This window comes from Amycolatopsis sp. NPDC114503 (assembly GCF_055633655.1).
The window spans coordinates 894,218-918,656 of sequence record NZ_JBVKDT010000001.1; the positions used below are offsets into that span (position 1 = coordinate 894,218).

General features: G+C 68.1%; 25 protein-coding genes. 15 read left to right on the plus strand and 10 right to left on the minus strand.

All coding sequences use genetic code 11. The features are described from left to right. The first annotated feature begins 102 nt into the window (after positions 1-102). The 4 genes from ACZ7OI_RS04365 to ACZ7OI_RS04380 are packed head-to-tail and all read left to right on the plus strand — an operon-like array spanning position 103 to position 3,170. A complete protein-coding gene (locus tag ACZ7OI_RS04365) occupies positions 103-906 on the plus strand; it encodes a substrate-binding periplasmic protein (protein ID WP_470262764.1) in 804 nt (267 codons plus the stop codon). Positions 907-926: 20 nt separating this feature from the next. Continuing rightward, on the plus strand, positions 927-1,688 hold the full coding sequence (locus ACZ7OI_RS04370; protein WP_470262765.1) for an ABC transporter substrate-binding protein: 762 nt from the start codon (positions 927-929) through the stop codon (positions 1,686-1,688). Positions 1,689-1,692: 4 nt separating this feature from the next. After that, entirely contained in the window at positions 1,693-2,433 is a 741-nt protein-coding gene (locus ACZ7OI_RS04375; RefSeq protein ID WP_470262766.1) for an amino acid ABC transporter permease, read from the plus strand. Next, a complete protein-coding gene (locus ACZ7OI_RS04380) occupies positions 2,430-3,170 on the plus strand; it encodes an amino acid ABC transporter ATP-binding protein (RefSeq protein WP_470262767.1) in 741 nt (246 codons plus the stop codon). The genes ACZ7OI_RS04375 and ACZ7OI_RS04380 overlap by 4 nt, the downstream gene beginning before the upstream one ends. Here ACZ7OI_RS04380 and ACZ7OI_RS04385 read toward each other — a convergent pair. Then, on the minus strand, positions 3,130-3,699 hold the full coding sequence (locus ACZ7OI_RS04385) for an NUDIX domain-containing protein (protein WP_470262768.1): 570 nt from the start codon (positions 3,697-3,699) through the stop codon (positions 3,130-3,132). The two genes, ACZ7OI_RS04380 and ACZ7OI_RS04385, sit on opposite strands and share 41 nt — an antisense overlap. A gap of 37 nt (positions 3,700-3,736) precedes the next feature. Between ACZ7OI_RS04385 and ACZ7OI_RS04390 the strand changes: the two genes are divergently transcribed. Further along, positions 3,737-4,624, plus strand: coding sequence for an MOSC domain-containing protein (locus ACZ7OI_RS04390; RefSeq protein ID WP_470262769.1), 888 nt, complete (start codon positions 3,737-3,739; stop codon positions 4,622-4,624). Here ACZ7OI_RS04390 and ACZ7OI_RS04395 read toward each other — a convergent pair. Next, on the minus strand, positions 4,507-5,301 hold the full coding sequence (locus ACZ7OI_RS04395) for an SAM hydrolase/SAM-dependent halogenase family protein (protein ID WP_470262770.1): 795 nt from the start codon (positions 5,299-5,301) through the stop codon (positions 4,507-4,509). The genes ACZ7OI_RS04390 and ACZ7OI_RS04395 overlap by 118 nt on opposite strands. A 47-nt stretch (positions 5,302-5,348) precedes the next feature. Here ACZ7OI_RS04395 and ACZ7OI_RS04400 point away from each other — a divergent pair, with 47 nt between their 5' ends. The 6 genes from ACZ7OI_RS04400 to ACZ7OI_RS04425 all read left to right on the plus strand — a co-directional run bounded on the left by ACZ7OI_RS04400 (position 5,349) and on the right by ACZ7OI_RS04425 (position 11,086). After that, entirely contained in the window at positions 5,349-6,230 is an 882-nt protein-coding gene (locus tag ACZ7OI_RS04400) for a phosphoribosylaminoimidazolesuccinocarboxamide synthase (protein ID WP_470228392.1), read from the plus strand. A gap of 73 nt (positions 6,231-6,303) precedes the next feature. Continuing rightward, the gene (locus tag ACZ7OI_RS04405) at positions 6,304-7,125 is read left to right on the plus strand and encodes a helix-turn-helix domain-containing protein (RefSeq protein ID WP_470262771.1); all 822 of its coding nucleotides are present in this window, start codon (positions 6,304-6,306) and stop codon (positions 7,123-7,125) included. 30 nt (positions 7,126-7,155) lie between these two features. Then, the gene (locus ACZ7OI_RS04410; RefSeq protein ID WP_470262772.1) at positions 7,156-7,992 is read left to right on the plus strand and encodes a patatin-like phospholipase family protein; all 837 of its coding nucleotides are present in this window, start codon (positions 7,156-7,158) and stop codon (positions 7,990-7,992) included. Positions 7,993-8,799: 807 nt separating this feature from the next. After that, a complete protein-coding gene (locus tag ACZ7OI_RS04415) occupies positions 8,800-9,330 on the plus strand; it encodes an NADPH-dependent FMN reductase (RefSeq protein WP_470262773.1) in 531 nt (176 codons plus the stop codon). A gap of 93 nt (positions 9,331-9,423) precedes the next feature. Further along, complete coding sequence (locus ACZ7OI_RS04420; RefSeq protein ID WP_470262774.1) at positions 9,424-10,287, plus strand: class I SAM-dependent methyltransferase; 864 nt, start codon at positions 9,424-9,426, stop codon at positions 10,285-10,287. Between the two features lie 100 nt (positions 10,288-10,387). Next, positions 10,388-11,086 carry a DUF2334 domain-containing protein gene (locus ACZ7OI_RS04425; RefSeq protein ID WP_208720284.1) on the plus strand — a complete coding sequence of 233 codons (699 nt, stop codon included), beginning with the start codon at positions 10,388-10,390 and terminating at the stop codon, positions 11,084-11,086. Here ACZ7OI_RS04425 and ACZ7OI_RS04430 read toward each other — a convergent pair. After that, the gene (locus tag ACZ7OI_RS04430; protein WP_470262775.1) at positions 11,083-11,724 is read right to left on the minus strand and encodes an MBL fold metallo-hydrolase; all 642 of its coding nucleotides are present in this window, start codon (positions 11,722-11,724) and stop codon (positions 11,083-11,085) included. The two genes, ACZ7OI_RS04425 and ACZ7OI_RS04430, sit on opposite strands and share 4 nt — an antisense overlap. Positions 11,725-11,926: 202 nt before the next feature. On the opposite strand from ACZ7OI_RS04430, the gene ACZ7OI_RS04435 reads away from it, so the two are divergent. Both ACZ7OI_RS04435 and ACZ7OI_RS04440 read left to right on the plus strand, forming a co-directional pair. Beyond that, positions 11,927-13,423, plus strand: coding sequence for an aldehyde dehydrogenase family protein (locus ACZ7OI_RS04435; protein WP_470262776.1), 1,497 nt, complete (start codon positions 11,927-11,929; stop codon positions 13,421-13,423). Between the two features lie 9 nt (positions 13,424-13,432). Beyond that, positions 13,433-14,602: a lactate 2-monooxygenase gene (locus ACZ7OI_RS04440; RefSeq protein ID WP_470262777.1), complete on the plus strand. Its 1,170-nt coding sequence runs from the start codon at positions 13,433-13,435 to the stop codon at positions 14,600-14,602. A gap of 25 nt (positions 14,603-14,627) precedes the next feature. Here the strand turns inward: ACZ7OI_RS04440 and ACZ7OI_RS04445 are convergent, their stop codons facing one another. Both ACZ7OI_RS04445 and ACZ7OI_RS04450 read right to left on the minus strand, forming a co-directional pair. Then, positions 14,628-14,969, minus strand: coding sequence for a hypothetical protein (locus ACZ7OI_RS04445; RefSeq protein WP_470262778.1), 342 nt, complete (start codon positions 14,967-14,969; stop codon positions 14,628-14,630). A gap of 53 nt (positions 14,970-15,022) precedes the next feature. After that, positions 15,023-17,140, minus strand: coding sequence for a S9 family peptidase (locus tag ACZ7OI_RS04450; protein ID WP_470262779.1), 2,118 nt, complete (start codon positions 17,138-17,140; stop codon positions 15,023-15,025). 208 nt (positions 17,141-17,348) lie between these two features. Between ACZ7OI_RS04450 and ACZ7OI_RS04455 the strand changes: the two genes are divergently transcribed. Both ACZ7OI_RS04455 and ACZ7OI_RS04460 read left to right on the plus strand, forming a co-directional pair. Next, positions 17,349-18,077, plus strand: a complete 729-nt coding sequence (locus tag ACZ7OI_RS04455) for a GbsR/MarR family transcriptional regulator (protein WP_470262780.1) — start codon at positions 17,349-17,351, stop codon at positions 18,075-18,077. Between the two features lie 22 nt (positions 18,078-18,099). Further along, a complete protein-coding gene (locus ACZ7OI_RS04460) occupies positions 18,100-19,284 on the plus strand; it encodes a glycosyltransferase 87 family protein (protein WP_470262781.1) in 1,185 nt (394 codons plus the stop codon). On the opposite strand, the gene ACZ7OI_RS04465 is transcribed toward ACZ7OI_RS04460, so the two are convergent. The 5 genes from ACZ7OI_RS04465 to ACZ7OI_RS04485 all read right to left on the minus strand — a co-directional run bounded on the left by ACZ7OI_RS04465 (position 19,281) and on the right by ACZ7OI_RS04485 (position 24,407). Then, positions 19,281-20,093, minus strand: coding sequence for a methyltransferase domain-containing protein (locus ACZ7OI_RS04465; protein WP_470262782.1), 813 nt, complete (start codon positions 20,091-20,093; stop codon positions 19,281-19,283). The two genes, ACZ7OI_RS04460 and ACZ7OI_RS04465, sit on opposite strands and share 4 nt — an antisense overlap. Before the next feature lie 42 nt (positions 20,094-20,135). Next, the gene (locus ACZ7OI_RS04470; RefSeq protein WP_470262783.1) at positions 20,136-20,945 is read right to left on the minus strand and encodes a hypothetical protein; all 810 of its coding nucleotides are present in this window, start codon (positions 20,943-20,945) and stop codon (positions 20,136-20,138) included. A 225-nt stretch (positions 20,946-21,170) separates the two neighbouring features. Then, complete coding sequence (locus ACZ7OI_RS04475) at positions 21,171-21,308, minus strand: hypothetical protein (RefSeq protein ID WP_470262784.1); 138 nt, start codon at positions 21,306-21,308, stop codon at positions 21,171-21,173. 548 nt (positions 21,309-21,856) lie between these two features. Beyond that, complete coding sequence (locus tag ACZ7OI_RS04480) at positions 21,857-23,437, minus strand: GMC family oxidoreductase (RefSeq protein WP_470262785.1); 1,581 nt, start codon at positions 23,435-23,437, stop codon at positions 21,857-21,859. 82 nt (positions 23,438-23,519) lie between these two features. After that, a complete protein-coding gene (locus ACZ7OI_RS04485; RefSeq protein ID WP_470262786.1) occupies positions 23,520-24,407 on the minus strand; it encodes a hypothetical protein in 888 nt (295 codons plus the stop codon). Positions 24,408-24,439: the final 32 nt, after the last annotated feature.

Below are 24,439 nucleotides of genomic sequence, written 5' to 3' on the forward strand. Positions count from 1 at the left end.
GGGAGAGGCTTTTAGTTTTCGTACAAAACCCGGAAGCGCCAGGCCACCACCCCGCGGCCTGGCGCTTCTTGTCTGCGCACCCCGGATATTCAGGAAGAAGTCATGAGAAAGATCCTCAGCACGCTCGCCGTCGTTGTCGCCGCCACCGCGGGCCTCACGGCGTGCGGATCCTCGGACGCTTCCGGGGAAACCCTGCGCGTCGGCACCCTCACCGACGCCCCGCCCAGCATCTACCTCGAAAACGGCCAGTTCACCGGGTACGACAACGAACTCCTGCGGGACATCGCCAAGCGCGAGGGCTTCCAGGTCGAGTTCGTCGGCACCGAGTTCTCCGGCCTCCTCGCCAAGGTCGCCGGCGGCCAGCTCGACATCGGCAGCTCGACGATCTCCGCGACCGCCGCGCGCAAGAAGACCGTGGCGTTCAGCAACGGCTACGACACCAGCTACACCACCGTCGTCAGCAAGAAGGGCGCGGCGCTGCCCGCCGCGGACTCGTTCGCGGGCAAGCGGGTCGGCGTCGTGCAGGGTTCGGTGCAGGACGAGTTCGCCGGCAAGCTCGCCGGTGCGCAGGTTGTCCGTTTCCCGGACTACAACGCCGGTTTCGCGCAGCTGAAGACCGGCGGTCTCGACGGCTGGGTCGTGCCGAAGGACATCGGCCAGAAGTACATCGACCAGAACCCGGCGCTCCCGCTCGAATTCGGCTACACCGTCGCGGACAAGGACACCCCGTCCGCCTTCGCGGTCGCCAAGTCGAACCCCGAGCTGCTGAAGAAGATCAACGACGGCCTGGCGAAGGCGATCGCCGACGGCACCGCGGCCCGGCTGCACGCGCAGTTCTTCAAGCAGGCTCCGGTCGCGAAGGAGCTGGAGAAGGGCGGCCCGGGCCTCCCGGTGGCGAACTCCTGATGCCGGGGCACACTGGTGGCATGAAGAAACTGATCGTCACCGCCTTTGCGGCGGCACTGGTCGCCGGTCTCACCGCGTGCGGTGGCGACGGCGGCGAGACCCTGCGGGTCGGCACGCTGAGCGATTCCCGGCCCAACGCCTACCAGGAGAACGGCCAATTCACCGGCTTCGACAACGAGCTGCTGAAGGATATCGCCGCGAAAGAGGGCCTGAAGCTGGAATTCGTGGCGACCGATTTCTCGGCGCTGCTCGGCAGCGTCGCGAACGGCCGGTTCGACATCGGCAGTTCGGCGATCGCGCAGACCGACGCGCGCAAGAAGACGGTGGCGTTCAGCGATCCGTACAACTACCAGTCGCTCGGCATCGAGGCGAAGGCGACCGCGGGCATCACCGACGAGAACTCGTTGGCGGGCAAGCGGATCGGCGTGGTCCAGGGCACGGTGTCGGATACCTGGCTAGCCTCGAACGCGCCGAAGGCGCAGGCGGTCCGGTTCCCGAACGACGCGGCGGCGCTGAGCGCGCTGAAGTCGTCGGCGATCGACGGCGCGGTGTTCGACCAGGTGTCCGCGGAGGATTACGCGACGAAGAACCCCGAGCTGAAGGTCACGAAGGCGATCACCACCAACATTCCGCACGGGTACGCGGTGCGCAAGGGCAACACCGACCTGCAGGCCAAGCTGAACGACGGCATCAAGAAGGCCGTCGCGGACGGCACCTGGGCGAAGGTGCACCAACAGTTCGAACCGAGCATTCCGGTTCCCGCGGATTTCAAGACGAAGTAGCCTGATGGATCAGTTTTTCGACACTTTCCTGAACTGGCAGTACATCTGGGAAGTTTTCCCGGACCTGCTCAAGACCGGCCTCCTCAACACGCTGATCTTGTCGGTGGCGGCGGCTATTATCGGAACCCTGCTCGGCATGGTGCTCGCGGTGATGGGCCTGTCCACGAAACGCTGGCTGCGCTGGCCCGCGCGGGTGTACACGGACATTTTCCGCGGGCTGCCCGCGATCCTGACGATCCTGGTGATCGGACAGGGCGTCGGCTTGCTCGCTCGCGGTGTGGTGGGCAACAACCCGTACCCGCTGGGCATCGCCGCGCTGAGCCTGATCGCCGCCGCGTACATCGGCGAGATTTTCCGCGCGGGCATTCAGAGCGTCGACAAGGGACAGCTGGAGGCGAGCCGCGCGCTCGGCATGAGCTATTCCAAGGCGATGCTGCTGGTGGTGATCCCGCAGGGCGTGCGGCGGGTGCTGCCCGCGCTGGTGAACCAGTTCATCGCGCTGGTGAAGGATTCGACCCTGGTGTACTTCCTCGGTTTCCTTACCTCGCAACGAGAACTGTTCCGCATCGGCCAGGACCTCGCGGCCAACACGGGCAATTTGTCGCCGCTGGTGGCCGCCGGGGTCGTCTACCTGGTGATCACGGTTCCGCTGACGCACCTGGTGAACTACATCGACAAGCGGCTGCAGACCGGTCGCAAGGTGACCGTGGAGAGCAACGAGATGCTCGCGGGTGGGGCGCTATGAGTACGGCTGTTCGTTCGTCTTCGGTGGAATTGAAGGACATCCACGTTCGATTCGGGACGCTGGAGGTCCTGCGCGGGGTGAACCTGAAGGTGCCGAGCGGGAGCACCACGTGCGTGATCGGCCCGTCCGGTTCCGGAAAGTCGACTCTGCTGCGCTGCGTGAACCGCCTGCAGGAGCCCGACAGCGGCGATCTGCTGCTGGACGGCGAAAGCGTCATCGCCTCGGATCCGGACGCGCTGCGCCAACGCGTCGGGATGGTCTTTCAGCACTTCAACCTGTTCGGGCATCGAAGCGTGCTGGACAACATCGTGCTGCCGCTGCGCAGCGTGCGCGGTCTGTCCAAAGAGGACGCAGCAGACGTCGCCCGTACCCGCCTGGCGGAAGTCGGCCTCGCAGACAAGGCCCCGTACCGCCCGGCAGCGCTTTCCGGCGGCCAGCAACAGCGCGTGGCGATCGCGCGTGCGCTGGCGATGGAGCCGGAAGTGATGCTCTTCGACGAGGCCACGAGCGCGCTGGACCCCGAGCTGGTGAAGGGCGTCCTGGACCTGATGGCCGGGCTGGCTTCGCGGGGTCTCACCCTGATCGTGGTGACGCACGAGATGGGATTCGCGCGGAGCGTGGCCGACGAGGTCGCGTTCATGGACGCGGGGCGGATCGTGGAACAGGGGACGCCGGAGCAGGTGTTCGAGGCACCGGCTAGCCCTCGGTTGCAGCAGTTCCTGTCGCAGGTGTTGTGAGGGGACGGCCGTCCTCGCAGAGAATGAACCGCTCGCCGGCCCGCGCGGCTTCGTAGGAAACTCGGAGCCGCCGGGCCAGCGGCGGTGCTACTCGCTGAACTGCCTTGTCGATCGGCAGCAGGTGGACGGCCAGGATCTCGGGGTCGGTGAGGGGCAGGCGGGCGGCTTCCGCCGCGGAGATTCGCCCGCCGTCGAAGATGAACGCGAGCCCTTCCGGCATCCGGCCGTCGTCTGGTGCGTAGTCGATGACCAGCAGCGGCCCGAGCGGACGGTCGATCCCAATTTCCTCGGCTTGTTCCCGGCGCGCCGTGCGCCACGGCGGCTCGCCAGCGTCGCACACCCCGCCGGGTATGTCCCAACTGTCCTTATAGGACGGCTCGACGAGCAGGACGCGTCCGGATTCGTCGCGGAGCAGGGTGCCTGCCGACATCCGCTTCCGCGGCAGCGAGCGCACATACTCGTCGAACGGCAGCAGCTCCACGAGTCCGCAGGCTACCGGTGCGGCGGCCGTCCGTGCGGGATCGTGCACCCCAGTCCCCTTCGGACGAACAGGTACCGTGAACCCCATGGGGACGATCTCGCAGCTCACGTATTACCCGGTCAAAGGCTGCGCCGGCACGACAGTCCAGTCCGCCCACGTCGCCCCAGCCGGTCTCGCGCACGATCGCGAGTTCATGGTCACCGCCCCCGACGGCGAATTCCGCAGCCAGCGCCGGTTCCCGATCATGGCCGCCATCCGGCCCCGCGTTCTCGACGACGGCACCCGTCTCGCACTGTCCGCACCAGGGATCGAAGACCTGACCATCGAGGTCCAGAAGGACGGCCGACGGCACCCCGCAGCCACCTTCAACTGGACCGGCGAGGGCGTCCACCAGGGCCCCGACGCCGCCGAGTGGTTCTCCACCGTCGTGGGCCAGCCGTCCGTGCTCCTCGGAGTGACGCCGGAACACGACCGGGTGACAAGCGGCGAAACCACAGGCACCGCGGGGTTCGCCGACGGTCACGCGATCCTCGTGATCTCCGAGTCCTCTTTGGACCACCTGAACGAACGCATCGCCGAGCGCGGAGCCGAACCCGTGCCGATGGACCGCTTCCGGCCGAATCTCGTGATCCGCGGCTGGGCGGAACCGCACGCCGAGGACTCGGTGCGCCGGATGGAAGCCGGCGGGGCCGAGTTCGCCTACGCGAAGCTGTGCGTCCGGTGCGCGGTGCCGATGGTCGACCAGGAAACCGGCAAGCGCTCCGGCCCGGAGCCGATTCGCTCGCTCGCCGCGTACCACCGCGATCCGGAGGGCGGCGTCCTCTTCGGCATGAAGGCGGCGGTGACCCGGCCCGGTCAGCTGGCGGTCGGCGACGCGGTGATGGTGCACTCCTCGGTCGGCCCGATCCGCAGCACCGAAGCCGCCGAGCCGCCGTTGACGGCCACGGCCAACTTGCCTGCCGAGTCGGTGTAGACGAGGTTCGCGCCGCGGGGGACGTCGGCGAAGGTCCGGCCGATCGCCGCGGACACCGCGACGTGCTCGCTGTGCACGGTCACCTCACCGGTCAACCCGGTTAGATCGAGGTCGGCGGGGGTGGCCGCGAGCTGGACGTTGCCGAAGTGGTCGACGGTCAGCACGTCCGATACGAGCTTGCCCGGGAACGCTGCGATCAGCGGCTCCGGCAGCCGCACCAGGTCGCGGATAGCAGGTCCGAAGGAGCCTGGGTGCGCGCCGAGAGCGAGCTTCGCGGCAACAGGGGCGAAGATGTCTCGGCCGTGAAAGGTCGCGGACGTCGGCGTGCGCACATCGATCACGTACGCCGCGTACACACCGCCTAGCGCCTCTGCGGCGGGCAGCAGCAGACCGTTGTCCGGGCCGACCAAGATGCCGTGTGTCGCGACCACCACGATGCCGCGACGCTCTGTACCGACGCCAGGGTCGACGACGGCGAGGTGTACGGCCTTAGGCAGCGACGGCACGGTCTGCGCGAGCACTGCCGCGCCTGAGCGCACCTGCTGCGGCGGTACGAGGTGAGTCACGTCGAGAACGCGTACGTCGGGCGCGATGCCCGCGATGACCCCGTGGCAGGCGGCCACGAAGCCGTCGTGCAGCCCGTAGTCGGAGGTGAACGAAATCCAGCGGTAGGCCATGACCTGCATCATCCTCGCTGTGCGGGTCGTCGGGTTAGGGTGCAGCGGTGACGACGCTCGCCGATTACCCGAAGATCGCCGCTGGAAAAGTCCGGGACCTGTACGCGGTCGGAGACGACCACCTGCTGCTGGTCACCTCGGACCGCATCTCCGCCTACGACTTCATCCTGGACACGCCCATCCCCGACAAGGGCCGCGTGCTCACGGCGATGAGCGTGTTCTGGTTCGAGCAGTTGTCGGACCTGATCCCGAACCACCTTGTCGCGTACGACGACCCGCGCATCCCTGCCGAGGTTCGCGGACGCGCGTTGCTCGTACGCCGCCTCGACATGCTTCCGGTGGAAGCCGTCGCGCGCGGGTACCTCACGGGGTCTGGATACTCGGACTACCAGCGTACGGGCGCAGTGTGCGGCGTAGAGCTGCCCGAAGGGCTCGTAGAGGCCTCGAAGCTGCCGTCGCCGATCTTCACGCCTGCGACGAAGGCGGCGTTCGGCGAGCACGACGAGAACGTTTCGTTTGACGCAGTGGTCGCGACTATCGGTGCGAAGCGCGCCGAGGAGCTACGCGAGGCGACGCTCGCGGTGTACCGCCGTGGCGCGGAAGTGGCGGCGAAGCGCGGAATCCTGCTGGCGGACACGAAGTTCGAGTTCGGCGTGGACGAGACGGGCGCGCTGGTGCTGGCGGACGAAGTGCTGACGCCGGATTCGTCGCGGTACTGGCCGGCGGAGGGGTACGAGCCGGGAAGGGTGCAGCCGTCGTTCGACAAGCAGTACGTGCGCAATTGGCTGACGGGGCCGGAGTCGGGCTGGGACAGGGCGTCGAACGTGCAGCCGCCGCCGTTGCCGAGGGAAGTGGTGGAGGCGACGAGGGGAAGGTACGTGGAGGCGTACGAGAGGATGACGGGGTTGTCGCTGGAGGAGTGGCTGTAGGACAGGGGGAAGAGCGAAGGCCCCAGGGGAGAGAACCCCGAAAACTGTCGGCACCCCCTGACACACTGCAACCATGACCACACCGTACGCAACACCGCGCGCGAGGGCATTGGGCCTGGAGTTACGCGCGGCGCGGGAGAGAAGAAGACTGGGCGTAAGAGAGTTGGCCCGGTTGCTGGGGATGACGCCTGGTTTCGTGACGAATTGGGAACGAGGACTGCGGCTGCCGAAGCCGGAGGACATCGGAGCGGTACTGGCGCACTGCAGGGTGATCGGGCCGGACCGCAGGCGAATAGTGGAGATGGCGCGAGGAGCGCGAGAGCAGGACTGGATAGACAGCGGCGGAGAAGAGCCGTACCTGGAGTGGGAGCGCACGGCGGACGCGGTGTTCGGCTGGGAGCCGGAGGTGGTGCCGCCGTTGTTGCAGACGAGCGGGTATGCGCGAGCGCTGCTGTCGGGCGCCTCGGGCGTTGTCGCGGACGAGGTGGACGCGCGGGTAGCCGAGAGGCTGGAGCGGCGAGCGGTGCTCGATTCGGGCGCGCGGTGTGTGCTGGTGCTGGGGGAAACGGCGCTGCACAAGAGGATCGGCGGCGCGGACGCGATGGCGGAGCAGCTGTGGCACCTGCGCGAACGGCTGGCGGAAGGCAAGGTCGAGGTGCGAGTGGTCCCGGCGGACCGGCATCCCGATCTGGGCAGGGCGTTCACGATTTTCGATTTCGCGGACCTGCCGTCGATCGTCCACGAGCGATTGCTGCGCGAGAGCGCGAGCAGTTCGAGCCCGGCGCGGGTGGCGAAATACCGCGAGGTGGCGGAAACGTTGCTGGAGCTGGCTTTGCCGGGCCCGGAGACGGACGCTCTGCTGGAGTCGGCGCTTCGGAAATTGTCGGTGCCCTAGGGCAGAGTGGGTACCGGTGAAAGGAGCGGCATGAGCCGAGCTTTGGTGTTGGGCGGCGGTGGCGTCGCCGGGATCGCGTGGACGACCGGATTGCTGGCCGGGCTCGCGGAAGCGGGCCAGGACGTGACCGGAGCCGACGTGCTGATCGGCACGTCGGCGGGCGCGGCGGTGGCGGCGAAGCTGGGCAGCGGATTGCCGTTGCCGCGGCTGTACGCGCGGCAGGTGGATCCGGCCTTGCAAGCGGCGGAGATCGCGGCCGAGTTCGACCCGGAAAAGTTCGGCGAGGAGTTCGCCGCGGTGCTGGCCGAGGGCGGCACCGCGGCGGAAATCCGCCGGGAGATGGGAAAATACGCCCTGGCCGCGGAAACCGTACCGGAACCGCGGCGGCGTGCGGTGATCGAATCCCGCCTGCCGTCCCACGATTGGCCCGAGCGCGCGGTGAAAATCGTTGCGGTGGAAGCGGAAACCGGTGAGCCGGTGGTGTTCGACCGTGCGTCCGGCGTCCCGCTGGTCGCCGCGGTCGAGGCAAGCTGCGCGGTGCCCGGCATCTGGCCGGTGGTGCCGATCAACGGCGGACGGTACGTCGACGGTGGCGTCCGTTCCTCCGCGAATGCCGACTACGCAACAGGTTTCGCTCAGGTGACGGTGGTGGTCCCGATGGGCGCGGCGGAGGCTTTCCCGACGGAGCGGCCGTTCGAGCAGGTACTGGCGGATCTCCGAGAGTCAGGCGCGAAGGTGGCGGTGCTGGAACCGGACGAGGCTTCGGCCGCGGCGATCGGACCGAACCCGCTGGACCCAGGAACTCGGACAGCAGCCGCGGAGGCTGGATTGGCGCAGGGACAACGGGGAGAGGTGGTGTGGGAGTGAGGAGGGCGCACAGCGTGACGACTCACGGCTGATCTCTCGCCCGGCAGCCATCCGGCTGTTCGGGAGCGGTTTCGCGGCTGGTGATTCCCGGGCCGCTGCGGTACCGGCATTCGGCTGGCGATTGGCGGGGAGTGCTAGCCCTGGTGCGGGTTGGCTGTGGTTCTGGCGGCTTGCGCGTCTGTTCTGGCGCGACTGGTTGTGGTCCGGTGGCTTGCGCGTCTGCTCCGGTGCGGTTGTGGTCCTGGTGGCTCGCGCCTGTTCTGGTGCGGGTCGGCTGTGGTCTAGTGGCTTGCGCGTTGCTCTGGCTCCGGGTTGGTTGTGGTCTTGGCAGCTGGCGCGCCAGATCTGGTGCGGTTAGCTGTGATTCTGATGGCTCGCGCGCCTTCTCCGGTGCGGGTTGGTTGTGGTCTCGGCGGCTCGCGCGCCTGCTCTGGTGCGGGTCTGGTCGCGGTCGGGCTCCGGCCGTTCCGGAACCTGCGCTCGGCTGGAATCCGATCCGTCGCCAACCGCACACCGGCCTAACCTCTGCGCAGCTCGGCACGTCCCGCAGCGCGTCCATCCTCGATCTCGACGACGCGGTCCCCCTCGTCACCTGTCATCAGGACGGGACTCGGTGGCGCGGAACTCCCCAGCCGCCACCGGAAATTCCGCGCCACCGAGCCGAGTCGTTCCCTTGCGAACTGCCGAGGCGGCCGGTGCCGGTGCCTGTGCGGCGGGGAGTACGGCTCGCGGTCGCAGCGGGTGAACGTTAGGCGGCTACCGAAAAAGGAGGCCCCGCAGTGCCGTCCGCGCTGGCACACTGGGCTCGTGATTCTGCTCATCAGCGGCAGTCTGCGGGCCGGTTCGGTCAACGCGGCTGTCATCGCGACCGCGGCCGGGTTTGCTCCGTCCACTGTGTACGGTGGGCTCGACGGGTTGCCGCACTTCAATCCTGACCACGATCGGGATCCGTTGCCTGCGGAGGTCGCGGCGTTGCGGGAGGCGATCGGGGCGGCGGACGGCGTTCTGTTCTGCACCCCGGAGTACGCCGGCGGCCTGCCGGGTTCGTTCAAGAACCTGCTCGACTGGACTATCGGCGGTGGCGAGATGTACGGCAAACCTGTCGCGTGGATCAACGCGTCTTCGGTCGCCGCGCCGACTGGGGGTGCGGACGCGCACGAGTCTCTCCGCAAGACGCTCACCTACGCGGGCACCCGCATCGTCGACGACGCTTGTGCGCGGATTCCCATTCCTCGCCAGGCTGTCGAGAACGGGTCCCTCATTGACCCCGACCTGCGCGGGCGGGTCGCGGTCGCGGTGCGGCGGCTTGTGGAGGCGGCCAAACCGGGCAATTCGTGAGCTGCTGAGCCCAACGGAGAAAGGACCACGCCGGGGAGCGCGAGCGCGAAAATCGGTGGCCCTGCGGCATTTGCCCGGTTAATGTCCGCGAGGGTGAGCTACGAGCATCCCCTCGCCTACCTCATCGGCATCCAAGGAGCCGCGTTGCTCCGCGCGTTCACCGGCGAGCACGATCGCGAGTTCGTCGAAGCGCGCCTAGCCGAGATCCGCGCATTGCTGGCCGATGAAGGTCTGGCCGAAGGCGTCGAGGTAACTCAGCTCGGCCCGCGAGACGGTTACGCTCGCTGGGCCGCCGCGTACGACTCCGGCGAGAACGCTGCCTTCGCCGACGAGCCGCACCTCGCGACGATCCTCGACACCATCCCACCCGGCCGCGCGCTCGACGCCGCCTGTGGCACCGGACGTCTCACCCGTCTCCTGGTCGAACGCGGTCACCACGTCGTCGCTGTCGACGGTTCTCCCGAGATGCTCAGCCACGCCAAGGCCGACTCGACTCTCGTCGCCGACCTGCACGAACTCCCGGTCGACGACGGTTCGCAGGATCTGGTGCTCTGCGGTCTCGCGTTGTCGCACGTGCCGGACCTGACGCCGGTGATCGCCGAGTTTGCGCGCGTTCTCGCGCCGGGCGGGCATCTCGTGCTCTCCGACGTGCATCCCGAGCAGGTTCAGCGCGGATCGATCCCCTCGGTACGCACGGCCGACGGAGCTCCGGCTCGGGTGCGCACGCATCACCACCGGGTCGGCGACTATCTGCGCGCGTTTTTCGCCGCGGGTCTCGCGCCGGTGAGTTGTCAGGAGCCGACGCCCGCACCGGCCAAGCCGCGGCAGGTTCCCGGTGGTGGGCCGTGGGATCTCTGGCCGTGGTCGCTCAACGGCTTGGTCCCGGATGCCCTGGCCGCGGCGGCGAAGGACGTGCCGTCGATGCTTATCTGGCACTGCCGCAAAACTGCTGCATAAACAGCGCGCATACCCCTCGGTGACTGTCCGCCGTGTAAGTCTCACTCGTAGTTCACGGTGCGGTCAGGCGGTCGCCACACGGCTGCGGCGCAATGGTGGCGTGGATGCTCGCCTGCTGGTCTCGCTGTCCGGGGTCACCACGCGCACGCTGCACCGTTGTGCGCATCTGGCGGCCGAACTCGAACGTCGGCACGTTCCGCTGTCGATTCTGCATGTCGCGCGCACGGAAGACGGGCCTGTCACGGCCTGGGTCCGTACGCGCGCCGCGGCGGGAGACTCGGTGCTGCTCAACGGCTACGACCACCGCATTCCGCCGACGCATCGCGCCGTGCACCTAGGTCGCAAGGCCGAGTTCGCCGTGCTCCCGGCGCACGAAGCGCGGCTGAGGCTCATCGCCGCGAAGGCGGCACTCGACGCGACTGGTGTGACTGTCGACGGCTTCGCGCCGCCGCGTTGGCTCGCCTCGACCGGCACTGTGCAGGCGTTGCGCGAGCACGGCTTCACGTTGTGTGCCGACCAGAACGCCGTCCGGGACCTGGTGACCGGCGAGATTCGGCGTGCGCGGGTGCAGGACTTCACGAGTCAGTCGCACCGTACGGAGACTGTCCGTTGCTTCGCGCTCGTACTGGCCTCCGCCCGGGCCGCGCGCCGAGGCGGGCTGGTGCGGCTTGGCATCGATGCCGCTGACCTCAGCCGCCCCGGCTTGCGGCAGGCGCTGCTGGACGCGGTGGACGTCGCCCTAGAAAACCGGGCTTTCGGGAGCACTTACGGCTCCCTGCGCCACACCGCTCCTGCTTAGACCTCGGTTGCGACGCCTCGTTCCAGCGCCTTCACCTCGGTGCCTTCCGGCGCCAGGTTCTGGAACAGCCCGTAGTGCATGTTCGCCGCCGGGTTGGTCAGCACTGCCTCGTGGATCGGCACCGAACGGCGCGGCGCGACCGCGCGCAGGAAGTCCACCGCTTCGCCGGCCTTCAGCCACGGCGCTCCGGTGGGCAGGCCGAGCACGTCGACCTTCTGCTCGGGCACGAAGAACGAATCGCCCGGGTGGTAGAACGCGCCGTGGTCGACGAGGTAGCCGATGTTCGGGATCACCGGGATGTCGGCGTGGATCACCGCGTGCTCGCCGCCGGTGACCGACACCGAGGTGCCGCCGATCTCGAACGCGTCGCCGGGCTTGGCGACCTCGAACTCCAGGTGCAGCTTCTCGATGGCCTCGGCCGAACCCGGGTCGACGATCAGCTTCGCGTCCGGGTTCGCCTTGAGCAGACCGGGCAGCCGTTCGACGTCGAGATGGTCGAAGTGCTGGTGGGTGATCAGCACCGCGGACAGTTCGCGCTCGTCCTCGAAGCCGGTGGAGAACGTGCCGGGGTCGAGCAGAATCCGCTCCGCGGCGGTCTCGAGCAGTACGCAGGAATGTCCGAAATGGACGATCCGCATCAGGTTTTCTCCTTACCAAGATCGGTCGGTTCAACCCTACGCTTTCGGGCCTGGTCCACGAGGGCGTCCAGCGAGGACTCCCGGTCGGAGGACTTTCCGCGCCCGCTGCCGAGATGCCATGCTGGCGGGAAGCCCGGGCAACTGTTGGCAGAGTGTCAGCAACCTCGTAGCCTGGGGGTTCACCGAGACGGGGAGTACGCCGATGACCGCGGTCCAGCCGAAGCCGACGCCCGTCGGCGAGACGTTCGATTCGCTCAGCCCGGCCACCGACGAGGTCGTCGGGACCTATCCGGTGCACACGGCCGACGAGGTCGGCGCCGCTGTCGAGCGGGCGAGGGCGGCCGCGCGCTGGTGGGACGGCCTCGGCTTCGCCGGGCGCGCGGAGCGGCTGCAGCGCTGGAAGGGCGTGCTCACCCGGCGGCTGCCGCAGCTGTGCCAGGTCGTGCGCGACGAAACCGGCAAGCCGATCGCGGACGCCCAGCTCGAGAGCGTGCTGGCGATCGAGCACATCGCGTGGGCGGCGAAGAACGCCCGCAAGGTGCTCGGCAAGCACCGCCGCTCCTCCGGCCTCCTGATGGCCAACCAGGCCGCGACCGTCGAATACCTCCCGCTCGGCGTCGTCGGCGTGATCGGACCCTGGAACTACCCGGTGTTCACCCCGCTCGGCTCCATCGCGTACGCGCTGGCCGCGGGCAACGCGGTCGTCTTCAAGCCGAGCGAGTACACCCCCGGCGTCGGGAAATGGCTGGTCGACGCCTTCGCCGAGATCGTGCCCGAGCAGCCGGTGCTGCAGCTGATCACCGGTTTCGGCGAGACCGGGGCCGCGCTGGTCGGCTCCGGCGTGGACAAGATCGCGTTCACCGGCTCCGCGGCCACCGGCAAGAAGATCATGGCCGCCGCCGCGAACACCCTCACTCCGGTCGTGATCGAGGCGGGCGGCAAGGACGCGCTGCTGGTCGACACCGACGCGGACCTCGAGGCGGCGGCCGACGCCACCGTCTGGGGCGCGTTCTCGAACTCCGGCCAGACCTGCATCGGCGTCGAGCGCGTCTACGTGCACGAACGCGTGGCCGACGAGTTCGTCGCCCGGGTCGTGGAGAAGGCGAAGAACGTGCGCGCCGGCTCCGACGAGGACGCGCAGTACGGCCCGATCACCATGCCCTCGCAGCTCTCGGTGATCCGCAGCCACATCGAGGACGCACTGAAGCGCGGCGGGAAGGCGCTGGTCGGCGGCGTGGAGAGCGTCGGCGACCGCTACGTCCAGCCGACTGTGCTGGTCGACGTCCCGGAGGACTCCGAGGCGGTGCGCGAGGAGACGTTCGGGCCCACCGTCACCATCGCCAAGGTCCGCGACATGGACGAAGCGATCGAGAAGGCCAACGCGACCAAGTACGGCCTCGGCTCCACGGTGTTCTCGCGGGCGCGCGGTGCCGAGCTCGCGTCGCGGCTGCGCGCGGGCATGACCTCGGTGAACGCGCCGCTTTCGTTCGCCGGCATCGCGTCGCTGCCCTTCGGCGGCGTCGGCGATTCCGGGTTCGGCCGGATCCACGGCCCGGAAGGCCTGCGCGAGTTCGCCCGCCCGAAGGCCGTGGCCCGGCAGCGGTTCACCGCGCCGCTCACGCTCACGTCCTTCTCCCGCAAGGAATCCACGGACGCGCTGGTCGCCAAGCTGGTCACCGTCCTGCACGGCAAACGCTGAGGAGAACTGTTGCCCGGCTTCGGCGATTTCCAGCTCGAGATCTACTTCGCCGGGCTGTCCGGCCGCGTCCCGGATCTGCCGATGGCGTACCCGGAACTGGAAGCGCGTGCGGCACAAGCGCTTCCGCCGTCCGTGCTGTCCTATGTGGCCGGTGGAGCGGGCGACGAGCGGACCCAGCGCGGGAACGTCGAGGCATTCGAGCGCTGGGGCCTGCTCCCGCGGATGTTCGTCGGCGCGAACGAACGCGACCTGTCGGTGGACCTGTTCGGGATGAAGCTGCCCTCGCCGCTGTTCATGGCTCCGGTCGGGGTGATCGGCCTGTGCGCGCAGGACGGGCACGGCGATCTCGCGACCGCGCGAGCCAGCGCGCGAACGGGCGTGCCGATGGTCGCTTCGACACTGAGCGTCGATCCGATCGAGACACTCGCCCCGGAACTGGGCGACACTCCGGGGTTCTTCCAGCTCTACACGCCGACCGACCGTGATCTCGCCGCGTCGCTCGTGCAACGCGCCGAGGCGGCGGGTTTCCGCGGCATCGTCGTCACGCTCGACACCTGGGTCACCGGATGGCGTCCGCGCGACCTGTCGACGGCGAACTTCCCGCAGCTGCGCGGGCATTGCCTGGCCAACTACTTCACCGATCCGGTGTTCCGGAAGCGGCTCGGCAAGGCCCCGGAGGACGACCCGGCGGCCGCCGTCGGGCTGTGGGCACAGCTCTTCGGCAACCCGCTGACCTGGGAAGACCTCCCCTGGCTGCGCTCGCTGACCAACCTTCCCCTGCTGGTCAAAGGCATCCAGCACCCCGACGACGCCCGCCGGGCCATCGACGGCGGCGTCGACGGGATCTACTGCTCGAACCACGGCGGACGGCAGGCCAACGGCGGTCTTCCGGCGCTGGACTGCCTGGCCGAGGTGGTCGATGCCTCCGGCGGCACGCCGGTCCTGTTCGACTCCGGCATTCGCTCCGGAGCCGACGTGGTGAAGGCGCTGGCCTTGGGCGCGACCGCGGTCGGCGTCGGCCGCCCGTACGCCTGGGGCTTGTCGTTGGCTGGTGCGGACGGCGTTGTCCATGTGCTGCGTACCTTGCTCGCTGAAGCTGACTTGATCATGGCTGTCGACGGTTATCCGACGCTTGCGGACCTCACCCGCGAGGCGCTGCGGCGAGTCGGCCAGGCCTGAGAGAAGACCTGGCCGACCCGCTGCGTCACGAGGGAAGGAAGTACCCCTCGTGCTCGTCCCACGGGATCTCGAAATCGTCCAGTTGCACCCGCCACTCCGCGTCCGGAAGAGCGCGGCGCAGCTCGGTCACCGAGCCCAGCACCTGTCCGAGCACCGGCATGACCCGGTCGAGATCGAACGGCATCTTGGTGGACCCGGCCACGATCGCGTCCGGCTCACTGCCGCCTTCCTCGTACAGGAAGAGGGCTTCCTCGTCCGGGTAAGGGAAAGCCGACTGGTGGGCGGTGACGATGCGCTCGATCGCGGCCGTCTCGGCCGGGGTGAGCGCGGTCGCCCGGCTCGCGTCGTAGTAGAGGGAAGTGCTCATGGCTGGAACCGTAGCGAGAGGGTCCGACAAAAACGGGCAATGTCGACAAAACGTCAGGCAAACAGCTCGCCGAGCAGCTCCGGGTCGAGCACGATCGGCGCGGGCCGGTACGCCGGCGGCTGCTCGCCCATCAGCTCGCGCACCAGGAAATCCCAGCCGCGGGTGCGAACATAGGACAGACAGTCGATGAACACGTGCTCGGCGCCCGGCACGATGAGCAGCTCGAAGTCCTTGTTCGCCGCGATCAGCCGATCCGCCAGCCGCAGCGTGTTGTCCGGGTGCACGCGGTCGTCCATTTCGCCGTGCATGAGCAACAGCTTGCCCGCCAGCCGATCCGCGATCTCCACATTGGACGTCGCCGCCCACGCTTTCGGATTGTCCGCGCCGTCGTAAGCCTCCACGAAGTCCAGGCTGAAGTGCTGCGCGTCGTGCGAACCGGACATAGCGACGCCGACCCGGTAGACTTCGGGGTAGTCCAGCATCGCCCGCACAGTCGCGAATCCGCCGCCGGAATGCCCGAACGCGCCCACGCGGTCCAGGTCCATCCACGGCCGCGTCTCGGCGAGCTGCCGCATGGCCGCGAGGTGGTCGTCCAGGCTGCCCGCGTCCGCGAGCTTGCCGTAAGACGCGTCGTGGAACGCCTTGTTGCGGCCCGGCGTCCCGCGTCCGTCCACGGCGAGCACCACAAAGCCCAGCGCGGCAAGGGGTTCCGCGTCCAGGCCCATGCCGCCCGGGTCGAAGGACGGCGAGACCCGGGTGACCTGCGGGCCGGGGTAGATGTTGTCCACGACCGGGTACTTCTTCGCCGGGTCGAAGCCGTGCGGCCGGTACAGCACGCCGTAGATGTCGGTGACTCCGTCGGCCGCCTTGACACAGAACGGTTCCGGCGCCGTCCAGCCGGTCGCCACGAGCTTCGTGATGTCCGCCCGCTCCAGCTCGACCAGCACGCGGCCGGACCAGTCGCGGACCGTCGCCACCGGCGGAGTGTCCACAGTGGACGCTGAGTCGACGAAGTACGCCATGCTGGCCGGCATGGTGACGACGTGGTCCAGCGCATCGTCGGTCACCTTGGCGAATCCGGTGCCGTCCAAGCCGATCCGGCACACCGTGCGCCGGTACGGATCCTCCGCGACCAGGCCGGAAGCGACGAAGTACACCGTCTCCGCGTCGACGTGCAGGATCTCCCGCACCGCCCACTCGCCTGACGTGACCTGGTTCAGCAGTTCGCCAGTGTGCAGGTCGTAGCGGTACAGGTGACCCCAGTCGTCGCGCTGCGAGTACCACAGCACCTCGTTCTCCAGCACCCGCACGATCGGCGGCTGGTACATCCACTGGTTGGGCTCGACGCGGGTCGGCCCGGTTTCGCTGAGCACCGTGGTGACCTCGCCGGTCGACGGGTCCATCCGGTGCAGGCTGAGGGTGCGGCGATCGCGCGGCTGGCCGAGGAAGTACACCGCCGAGCCGTCCGCGGCCCACCAGGCCCACTTGGCCGTCACCGGCGACATCATCGGCGCGAGCAGCGGTTCGGTCTGTGCGCGGACCATCGTGCCGGTGGCGACGTCGAGCACGACCAGTTCGGCCAGCGCCATCTTTTCGTCACCGGGGTAGGGATAGCGCTGGGTGTGCAGCGCCGGCGCGCTGCCGTCCGCGGGGCGGGATTCGATCAGATGGGTCTCGCGGACTTCGCGCTCGTCCGTCTGGTGGGTCAGCACCTTGGTCGAATCCGGCGACCACGCCACCGCGGGCGGCAGGTGCGGCAGCCCGAACTTCCGCAGCAGAGTGCCGTTGCCGAGGCTTTCCGGGCTGGTGCCGTACTGGTAGTTGGGCGCGCCGTCGCTGGTCAGCGGCCATTCGCGGGCACCGGACACGGCCCAGAGGTCCGCGCCGCGCTGGGACACCGCGACCTTGCCGTCCGGCGAGGGCACGTCCAGCGGGCCGCCCGGCGGCGTCGCGGCGGGCAGCTGGGTCGGGTCGAAGTCCGGGGTGCGGGTGCCCGCGGCCGGGTCGACGAGGAAGAACTTCTTGCTGTCGCCGTGGTTCACGGCGTACCAGAACCGCGCGCCGCCGTCGATCCACTGTGGACGGACGCGGTCGCCGACGATCAGTTCGCCGGGCCGGGCGAGGCGGCGCAGGAGCAGTTCGGCGGCTTGGTAGTTCTCGGTGGTGGGCATGCCCGGGTTCCTTCCCCCAGTTGTTTCTGACATGTGAAACGCTACGTTGCGTTTCCAAGTTCTGCCAACTGTCTTGTTGCGTTTAAGGGGAGTCTGTGCAGGTAAGCGGCCGTGCATCGTTGCAACGAGCGCTAAGATCAACGCAACGGTCGTGTTGCAATGAGGGAAGGTTAAACGCTATCGTCGGCGAGGAACGAAGGAGAACGCGATGCCCGGCGGCAGGCTCACCCAGCAAGAACGGCACCAGATCGCGCTCGGCCTCGCCGACGGTCTCGCGTACGCGGAGATCGCGCGCGGGCTCGACCGGCCCACTTCGACAGTCACGCGCGAGGTGCTGCGCAACGGCGGCCCCGCCGGCTACCGCGCCGACCTCGCCCAGCACGCCACCAAACACCGCGCCCACCGGAGCAGGCAGTCGGCCGTCCGTCGGACTCGCCCAGCGCCGCCGGAGGGCGGACGCGACGCCGAGGCGGTGCGCGAGTACGAGGAGTCGTTCGCCACCGTCTTCACCGACGCCGGGCTGCCGAAGATGACCGCGCGGCTGCTGGTCGCGCTCTTCACCTCCGATTCCAGCGGCCTCACCGCTGCCGAACTCGTCCGGCGGCTGCAGGTCAGTCCCGCGTCGGTGTCGAAAGCGATCGCGTTCCTCGAACACCAGGGCCTGGTCCGCCGGGAACGCGACGAGGGACGCCGCGAGCGCTACCTGGTCGACGACGACGTCTTCTACGAGTCGATCATGTCCACCGTCCGCGCCAACCTCCGCCTCGCCGAAACCGCGCGCCGCGGTGTCGAGGTGCTGGGTCCCGACACGCAGGCGGCCGTCCGGTTAGAGGGCATCGCACGGTTTGTCGATGTCGTCGCGGACAGCATCCGCCGTTCCGCGGACGAGGCGCGCGACATCCTGCACGCTTACCGGGCAGAGCGTTCAGAGCGCTGACGCAGTTACAATCGCCGCCCGTATGTGGTTACAGAAAAAAGCCGGGCGGCTGTCCGCCTCGTTGCTCATCGTCAGCATGACAGCGATCGCCGTCGGCGCAGCGGCTGTCCTCAGCAGTTTCAACCCGGTTGACCTGCAGGTCTATCGCTTCGGTGCGGACGCAGTTCTCCACGGTGGCGACCTTTACGGCGCCCTCCCCGCCACCACCGCAGGGTCCATGCTGCCCTTCATCTACCCGCCGTTCGCCGCGATTCTCTTCTCCGCCTTGGCACTTCCTCCGTTGTCCGTCGCGTCCTTTGCGCTCGATTTCGTCTCCGTCGTGTCGCTCTGGGCCGCGCTGTACGCCGTGGTCCGCCGTCTGTGGCAGGGCTGTAACCGCCGTACCGCGGCAGTAACCGCGTCCGCGCTCGCCGGTGCCGCGCTCGCCTTCGAACCGGTGCGCTCGACGCTCTCCTTCGGACAGATCAACCTCGTCCTGATGGCACTGGTCGTGGTCGATTGCCTCGCGCCCAACCCGCGCTGGCCACGCGGCGTGCTGGTCGGGATCGCCGCCGCGATCAAGGTCACGCCCGCGGGCTTCCTGCTGTTCTTCTTGCTCGCCAAGGATTTCCGCGCCGCCCGAAACGCTCTTTTCACCGGTGCCGCGGCCACGCTGGCCGGTTTTCTGGTCGCTCCACGCGCGTCCGCCGAGTACTTCTTCGGCGGCGGCCTCACCAACGCCGACGGATTCAGCGGTTCTCCTTACGCGACCAATCAGACCATCGAAGGCGCCCTCAACCGGCTCGCCCTGCTGCCGCGCACGCACGACCTGCTGTGGCTGAGCCTGTCCGCGTTCGTCCTGATCGCCGCCGTGCTCGTCATGCGGCGCGTCGACGGACCGCTCGCCTTCGTCGTCAACGCTGCGGCCGTGCTCGTGCTCTCGCCGATCTCCTGGTCGCACCACTGGGTTTGGATCGTGCCCGCCGCGCTCATCCTCGCCGCGCGGGTCCGCACACCCGGTGCCGTCGCAATGCTGGTCGCGGGGGTCGCGGTTTTCATCGCCGCGCCGCACACTTTCGTGCCGTCCAGCGGAATGCAGGAACTCGCGTGGACCCCGTGGCAGCACCTGGTCGGCGACTCCTACCTCATCCTCGGGCTAGGTTTCCTTGCCGGGCAACTATTCTCGCTGCAGCTCGCGCGTGTACCCGCCCTGGAACGCGCCCGTTAGGCGGAACCGGGCCACGCCAGTGTCACCAGATCCCGGCCGGAAGACCCGAGATCTGGTGGGTTTTCCGGGTCTGCGCCCATTTCCAGCAACGCCCGCTCAACCTCTCCGGCCGCGTCGTGGGGCAAGCACAACCGCCGCCGGGTCACGTCCACCATGGTCGAGAACTCCGCGTACTCCGGCTCCGGCGGCCGTTGCCACGCCACGACTTCCGGCTTGGTCCCCACTTCCGCGAGCGCCGCGAGACAGTCCTCGACAGTTGGTCCCGATGGTCGCTCGATGCTGTGAAACCGTTGCCACAACGGGTTAAGCTCAGTCAGCGGATGCCGTGCGGCTGTCTCGACTACCACCCGCCGACGCGCCGCCGCAGTGAGCGCCGTGGCGAACGGGGCGAGGTCGGGAACGTTGTAAACCACGTTCCCGCACACGACGACATCCGCCACACCAGCTTCCGCGGCAAGCTCAGGCCACCTGCCGGACAACAGCCGATGCTCCACGCCCGCGGCCCTCTCGGCGAACGCGGCGAGCAACTCGTCGTCGGTGTCCACCGCCGTCACCGCGGTGACGTTCGACCGGCCGACCAGAGACAGACTCGCCGCCCCGGCCGCCGCGCCGATGTCGAGCACCGTGCCCGGCTCCCGCAACGCCTCGGCAGCCAGGCGGTGCGTCGCCCCGATCGGCTCGGCGATCTGCCGATCGGCCCGCCGCAGGAACACCTCGCGGGGAAGGACCCACGGCGATTCCGGAGGGTGCACGGTGTCCGGGATCGCCCAGGCGGCAAGGAGATCCCGCCAGTTCGACAGAGCGGTCATCAGTACATTCTCGGATAAGCCCCTGGTGGTTCTCGTGGTGGGCTAGTGAACCTGGCTACCTCCAGCGAACTTGCCAGGACCGGTGCGCCACCGGGCTCCGTAGGCGAAGCCAGGAGCCAAGTGGTCAAAAGACAGATGGATCTCGCTTGCGCTGTCCGGAACGAGAGGCACGCCATGCGTGGTCGCGTCGCGTGCATCATCCTGAAAGACCTGTTCGAGTCGAACGACCTCCGACGGAGGAGGGTGCGGGAACCGTACGTGCAATCGGAACGAGTCCACTGGCCTTCGTGGCACGCAAACATAGTGCTGATGCTTCAGCCTGGCTCGGAATCTCAGCGCGACCTCGTGCTCGGCTCCTTGTGGCAATGGCGTCGGCAGCAGCAAGGTCAGTCTCAAGCGATCTTGCGACTCCATCGTGCGCAGCGCGAGAGTGCCACCGTGGAATACATCCACGTCGAGGTCGCCCGCGCGACTGGCGGACCCCATGCTTGCCGCTGCGTCGCTAGTCAGCGTAAGTGCGAGATCGAGTTCGGCGAGACCATCTTCGTCGGCCACGATGCGCCGCAGTTCGAACACTTCGGGAACAGGTCGGTCGAGCGCTAACGCGACGTACAGTTCTTTTGTATGCCAGTTGCGAGACTGGTCTTCCGGAGTGTTCGTGACCATGGCGGAGGCAGCCAGTTCGGCGATTTGCCCGATTCCTTCGTCAATCCGCCTCCGAATGGTCCGATCGTCGCGATCCAGTGCGCGTGCCGCCCAATGCACGCGTTCTTGGTAGAAGGGCATGTGGGCGATTTCGTGCAGGGCAAACGCTGCCAGCGACACGATCCGGAGATCTTCCGGCAACTTCATGATCAGCTGTGTAAGGCAAGTGGACAGAAGGCGGCGTGCCGCTGCGGTGTCCGTCTCCGGGGAAATTCCGCAGACCGCTCGCAGCGTGGGGCCAACCCGAACTGCGAGCGGTACCGTGAGGACTCCTCTTCCCTTTCGGAGAGTCTTCAGCTCGTCGGCCAAGTCGGCGGCGTTCGGAGTCATGAAGCCCTGACCGAACTGCGGCTTAGCGTGCACTGGCCGAGGTCAGGCAAGCTTTGGCTGCGCGTGCAGGATGAACGCGCGCCCGAGGCGGTAGGCAAGGAGCCAGCAGGCGCTGGACGCTGACAGCGCAATCTGCAGTGAATAGCCGCGATTGATCAGAAATCCGGTGAAGACCTGCATTAAAATTGCGAGAACAATAGTCCAGCAAGGCAGGCTGGGTCTGTGTGGCTCTGATTCGGAAGTGCAAGGTCTACTGCTTCGACGCCAAGGAAGTGCCATAACCGGTCCCTCGAGTCTGTAGTCCAGGCGAAATCTCCAGCACGACACTGGGATTGCAGCCCAAGCGCCGTATGGCGATTGTCACAGAATGCTCGACTCAAGGGAAGTGCCGCTACTTTGTGCAACTCGATGGCGACATAGGGGTGGGGGCCTTCGGCTGCAATCCGAGGCCCCCGTCGCGTGATCGCCTGGACTAGCAGACCGGTCCGCGCTGAACCAGCGTCGCCTACGCGGACTGGACTTTCACCAGAACGCCGGTTGTTGTCCAGCTTTTGTCAACTGGACAACAACTTGACAAAAACCTCGACCGGCTGATGTCCACAATTTCTTGGGACCGTCTGTTCGGCAAGTATATCCCTGCGTTGAGCCGATGCGCCGACTGAAAACCGTGGCATTCGAGGTCTTCAGTACCGGTTTTCGTTGGCGTGCGCTGTGAAGCATGCGCGCGGTCATCGAGCCCGGATCAGATCAGCCGCCTTCTCCGCCACCATGATCGTCGGCGCGTTGGTGTTCCCGCGCGGCACCACCGGCATCACCGAAGCGTCCACCACCCGCAGCCCCGAAACCCCGCGCACCTTCAGATTCGGATCCACCACCGCATGCTCGCCGCTGCCCATCGCGCACGTGCCAACCGGGTGATACAGCGTCTGCGTGTTCTCGCGGACGTGCTCGGTCAGCGCCTCATCCGACAGCTCGTGCGTCGCCGGAAGGAACGGCCGGTCCAGGAATTTCGCCAGCGGACCCGACCGGCCGATCTCGATCAGCGACCGCAACGCCGACTTGATCGACTCCAGGTCGATCGACTCCGCGTAATAAGCCGGGTCGATTTCCGGCTTCCACAACGGATTCGCCGACTTCAGCCGGAGCCGGCCGCGGCTCGCGACGTCGACCAGCGTGGCCGCCGACGTGAAACCAGGACAGGTCGGTTCGCGCATTCCGTTGTCGTAGAACAACGTCGGGGCCACGTGGATCTGCATGTCCGGTGCGGCGAGCCCGTCGCGGGTCGAGTAGAACGCGCCCGCCTCGCCGATGTTCGACGCCAGCGGGCCGCGCTTGGTCAGCTGGTAGCGCACCAGCCCGGCGGGCGTCGCGGAGTCCGCGATGTCGGTCGTGCCCTTCGTGGACCAGATCACGCCGACGGCCGGGTGGTCGTGCAGATTGTCGCCGACGCCGGGCAGCGCCGCGACCACGTCGATGCCCAGTTCACGCAGCTGCTCGGCCGGTCCGACCCCGGACAGCATCAGCAGCTGCGGCGAGTTGATCGCGCCGCCGGACAGCAGCACCTCGGCGTCTGCCCGGACGGTCGTCGGCACGCCTTTGTCCAAATAGGACACGCCGACGGCTCGGGTGCCTTCGAAGACGACCTTGGTGGCTTGCGCGTTCGTCCGGACCGTGAGATTCGGCCGCGACAAAGCGGGTCGCAGATAGGCGTCCGCGGTGGACCAGCGGCGGCCGCGTTTGCACGTGACCTGGTAGAGCCCGGCCCCCTCCTGCGATTCGCCGTTGAAATCGTCAGTGTGCTTGAGCCCCCACGAAACGGCGCTGTCCACCCACGCGTGCGACAGCTCGTGCGTGAACCGCCGGTCCTCGACGTTCAGCGGGCCGTCGGTCCCGTGCAGCGGACCGCCGAGGCGCTGGTTGCCCTCGGCGCGCTTGAAGTACGGCAGCACGTCGTCCCAGCCCCAGCCGGTGGCTCCGTGCGCATCGCGCCAGCCGTCGTAGTCGGCGCGGTTGCCGCGGATGTAGATCATCGCGTTGATCGACGAGCACCCGCCGAGCAGCCTGCCGCGCGGCCAGTACGCCGTCTTGCCGGTGTGCTTCTGCTCGACGGTCTCGTAGTTCCAGTCCCACTTCGTCTTGAACAGCGACGCGAACGCCGCCGGGATCCGGACCTCGTCCGCGGTGTCCTCGCCGCCCGCCTCGAGCAGGAGCACCCGCGCGGACGGGTCCTCGCTCAGCCGGTTCGCCAGCACACAGCCCGCGCTGCCCGCGCCGACGATCACGTAGTCGAAGGAGTCCTGCTCTGGCACGCTGCCTCCCGGTGGTGTTGACACTCTGTCAACGACACATCATGGCGCAGGTCACGCTACGCGCAAGTCCTCGGAAAACCGATCAGTCAGAAGTGGGGTCGAACGAGGTGACGCACGCGCCGTCCACCGCGTGGTCGTCGGTCTCCACCCGGCCCTCTTTGGCGGTGCCGTCGAGCTTGGCGTCGACGTGCACGATGGTCCGCCCCGCGGTCCGCAGCACGTCCGTCTTGCGCACGGTCAGCTTCGTCTCGCCGTAGATCCACTGCTGGGTGCCGTCGCGGGTGGTGTCCGGAGCGTCCCGGCACATGACCGACAGTGCCGCCGGGATGTCGCGCGCGTTGACCGCGTCGATGAACTTCATCGCGGCGTCCGTGCCGTCCTTGACCTGAGGCCGCGGCTTCGGGTCCGTCGACAGGCTGGCCAGCGGAGCCGGTTCGCCGTCGGCCTTGGCATCGCGCACGCACCAGCCGTTGCCGTCGGGGATGATCGCGATGCCGTAGACGATCTTGCCCGCGGTGATCGTGGCCGCCCGCTCCTGCTGGCCGGTCGGATGCACCGGGTTGCTGATCTTCGCCTCGTCCTTCGCGCTCCGGAAGAACTCGTCGGCGGTGTAGGACCGCTTCGACCGGATCTTGCACCACAGCTGATCCAGCCCGGTCTGCTCGGTGATCGAGTTCGCGACCGACTGGGCCGCCTGCTCCGGCGTCCCCCGCGACGTCGTGTCCAGCTTCTCCTTGAAGAAGCCCGGCGTCACCCAGCCGGTGAACGCGACCGCGCCGCCGAGCACCACGACCGCCGCGCCGAGCGAGATCCACAGCCCGGTCTTCGACTTCTTCTTCGGCGGCGGGTACTGGCCCTGTCCAGGCGGCCCGAACTGCGGCGGGTACGGCTGCTGGAACTGGCCCTGCTGCGGCCCGCGCGGCGGATAAGGGCCCTGCTGCGGGTACGGGCCTTGCGGCGGGTGGTTCATGTCTCCCCCTCGATACCGGTCTGTCTGCCGGT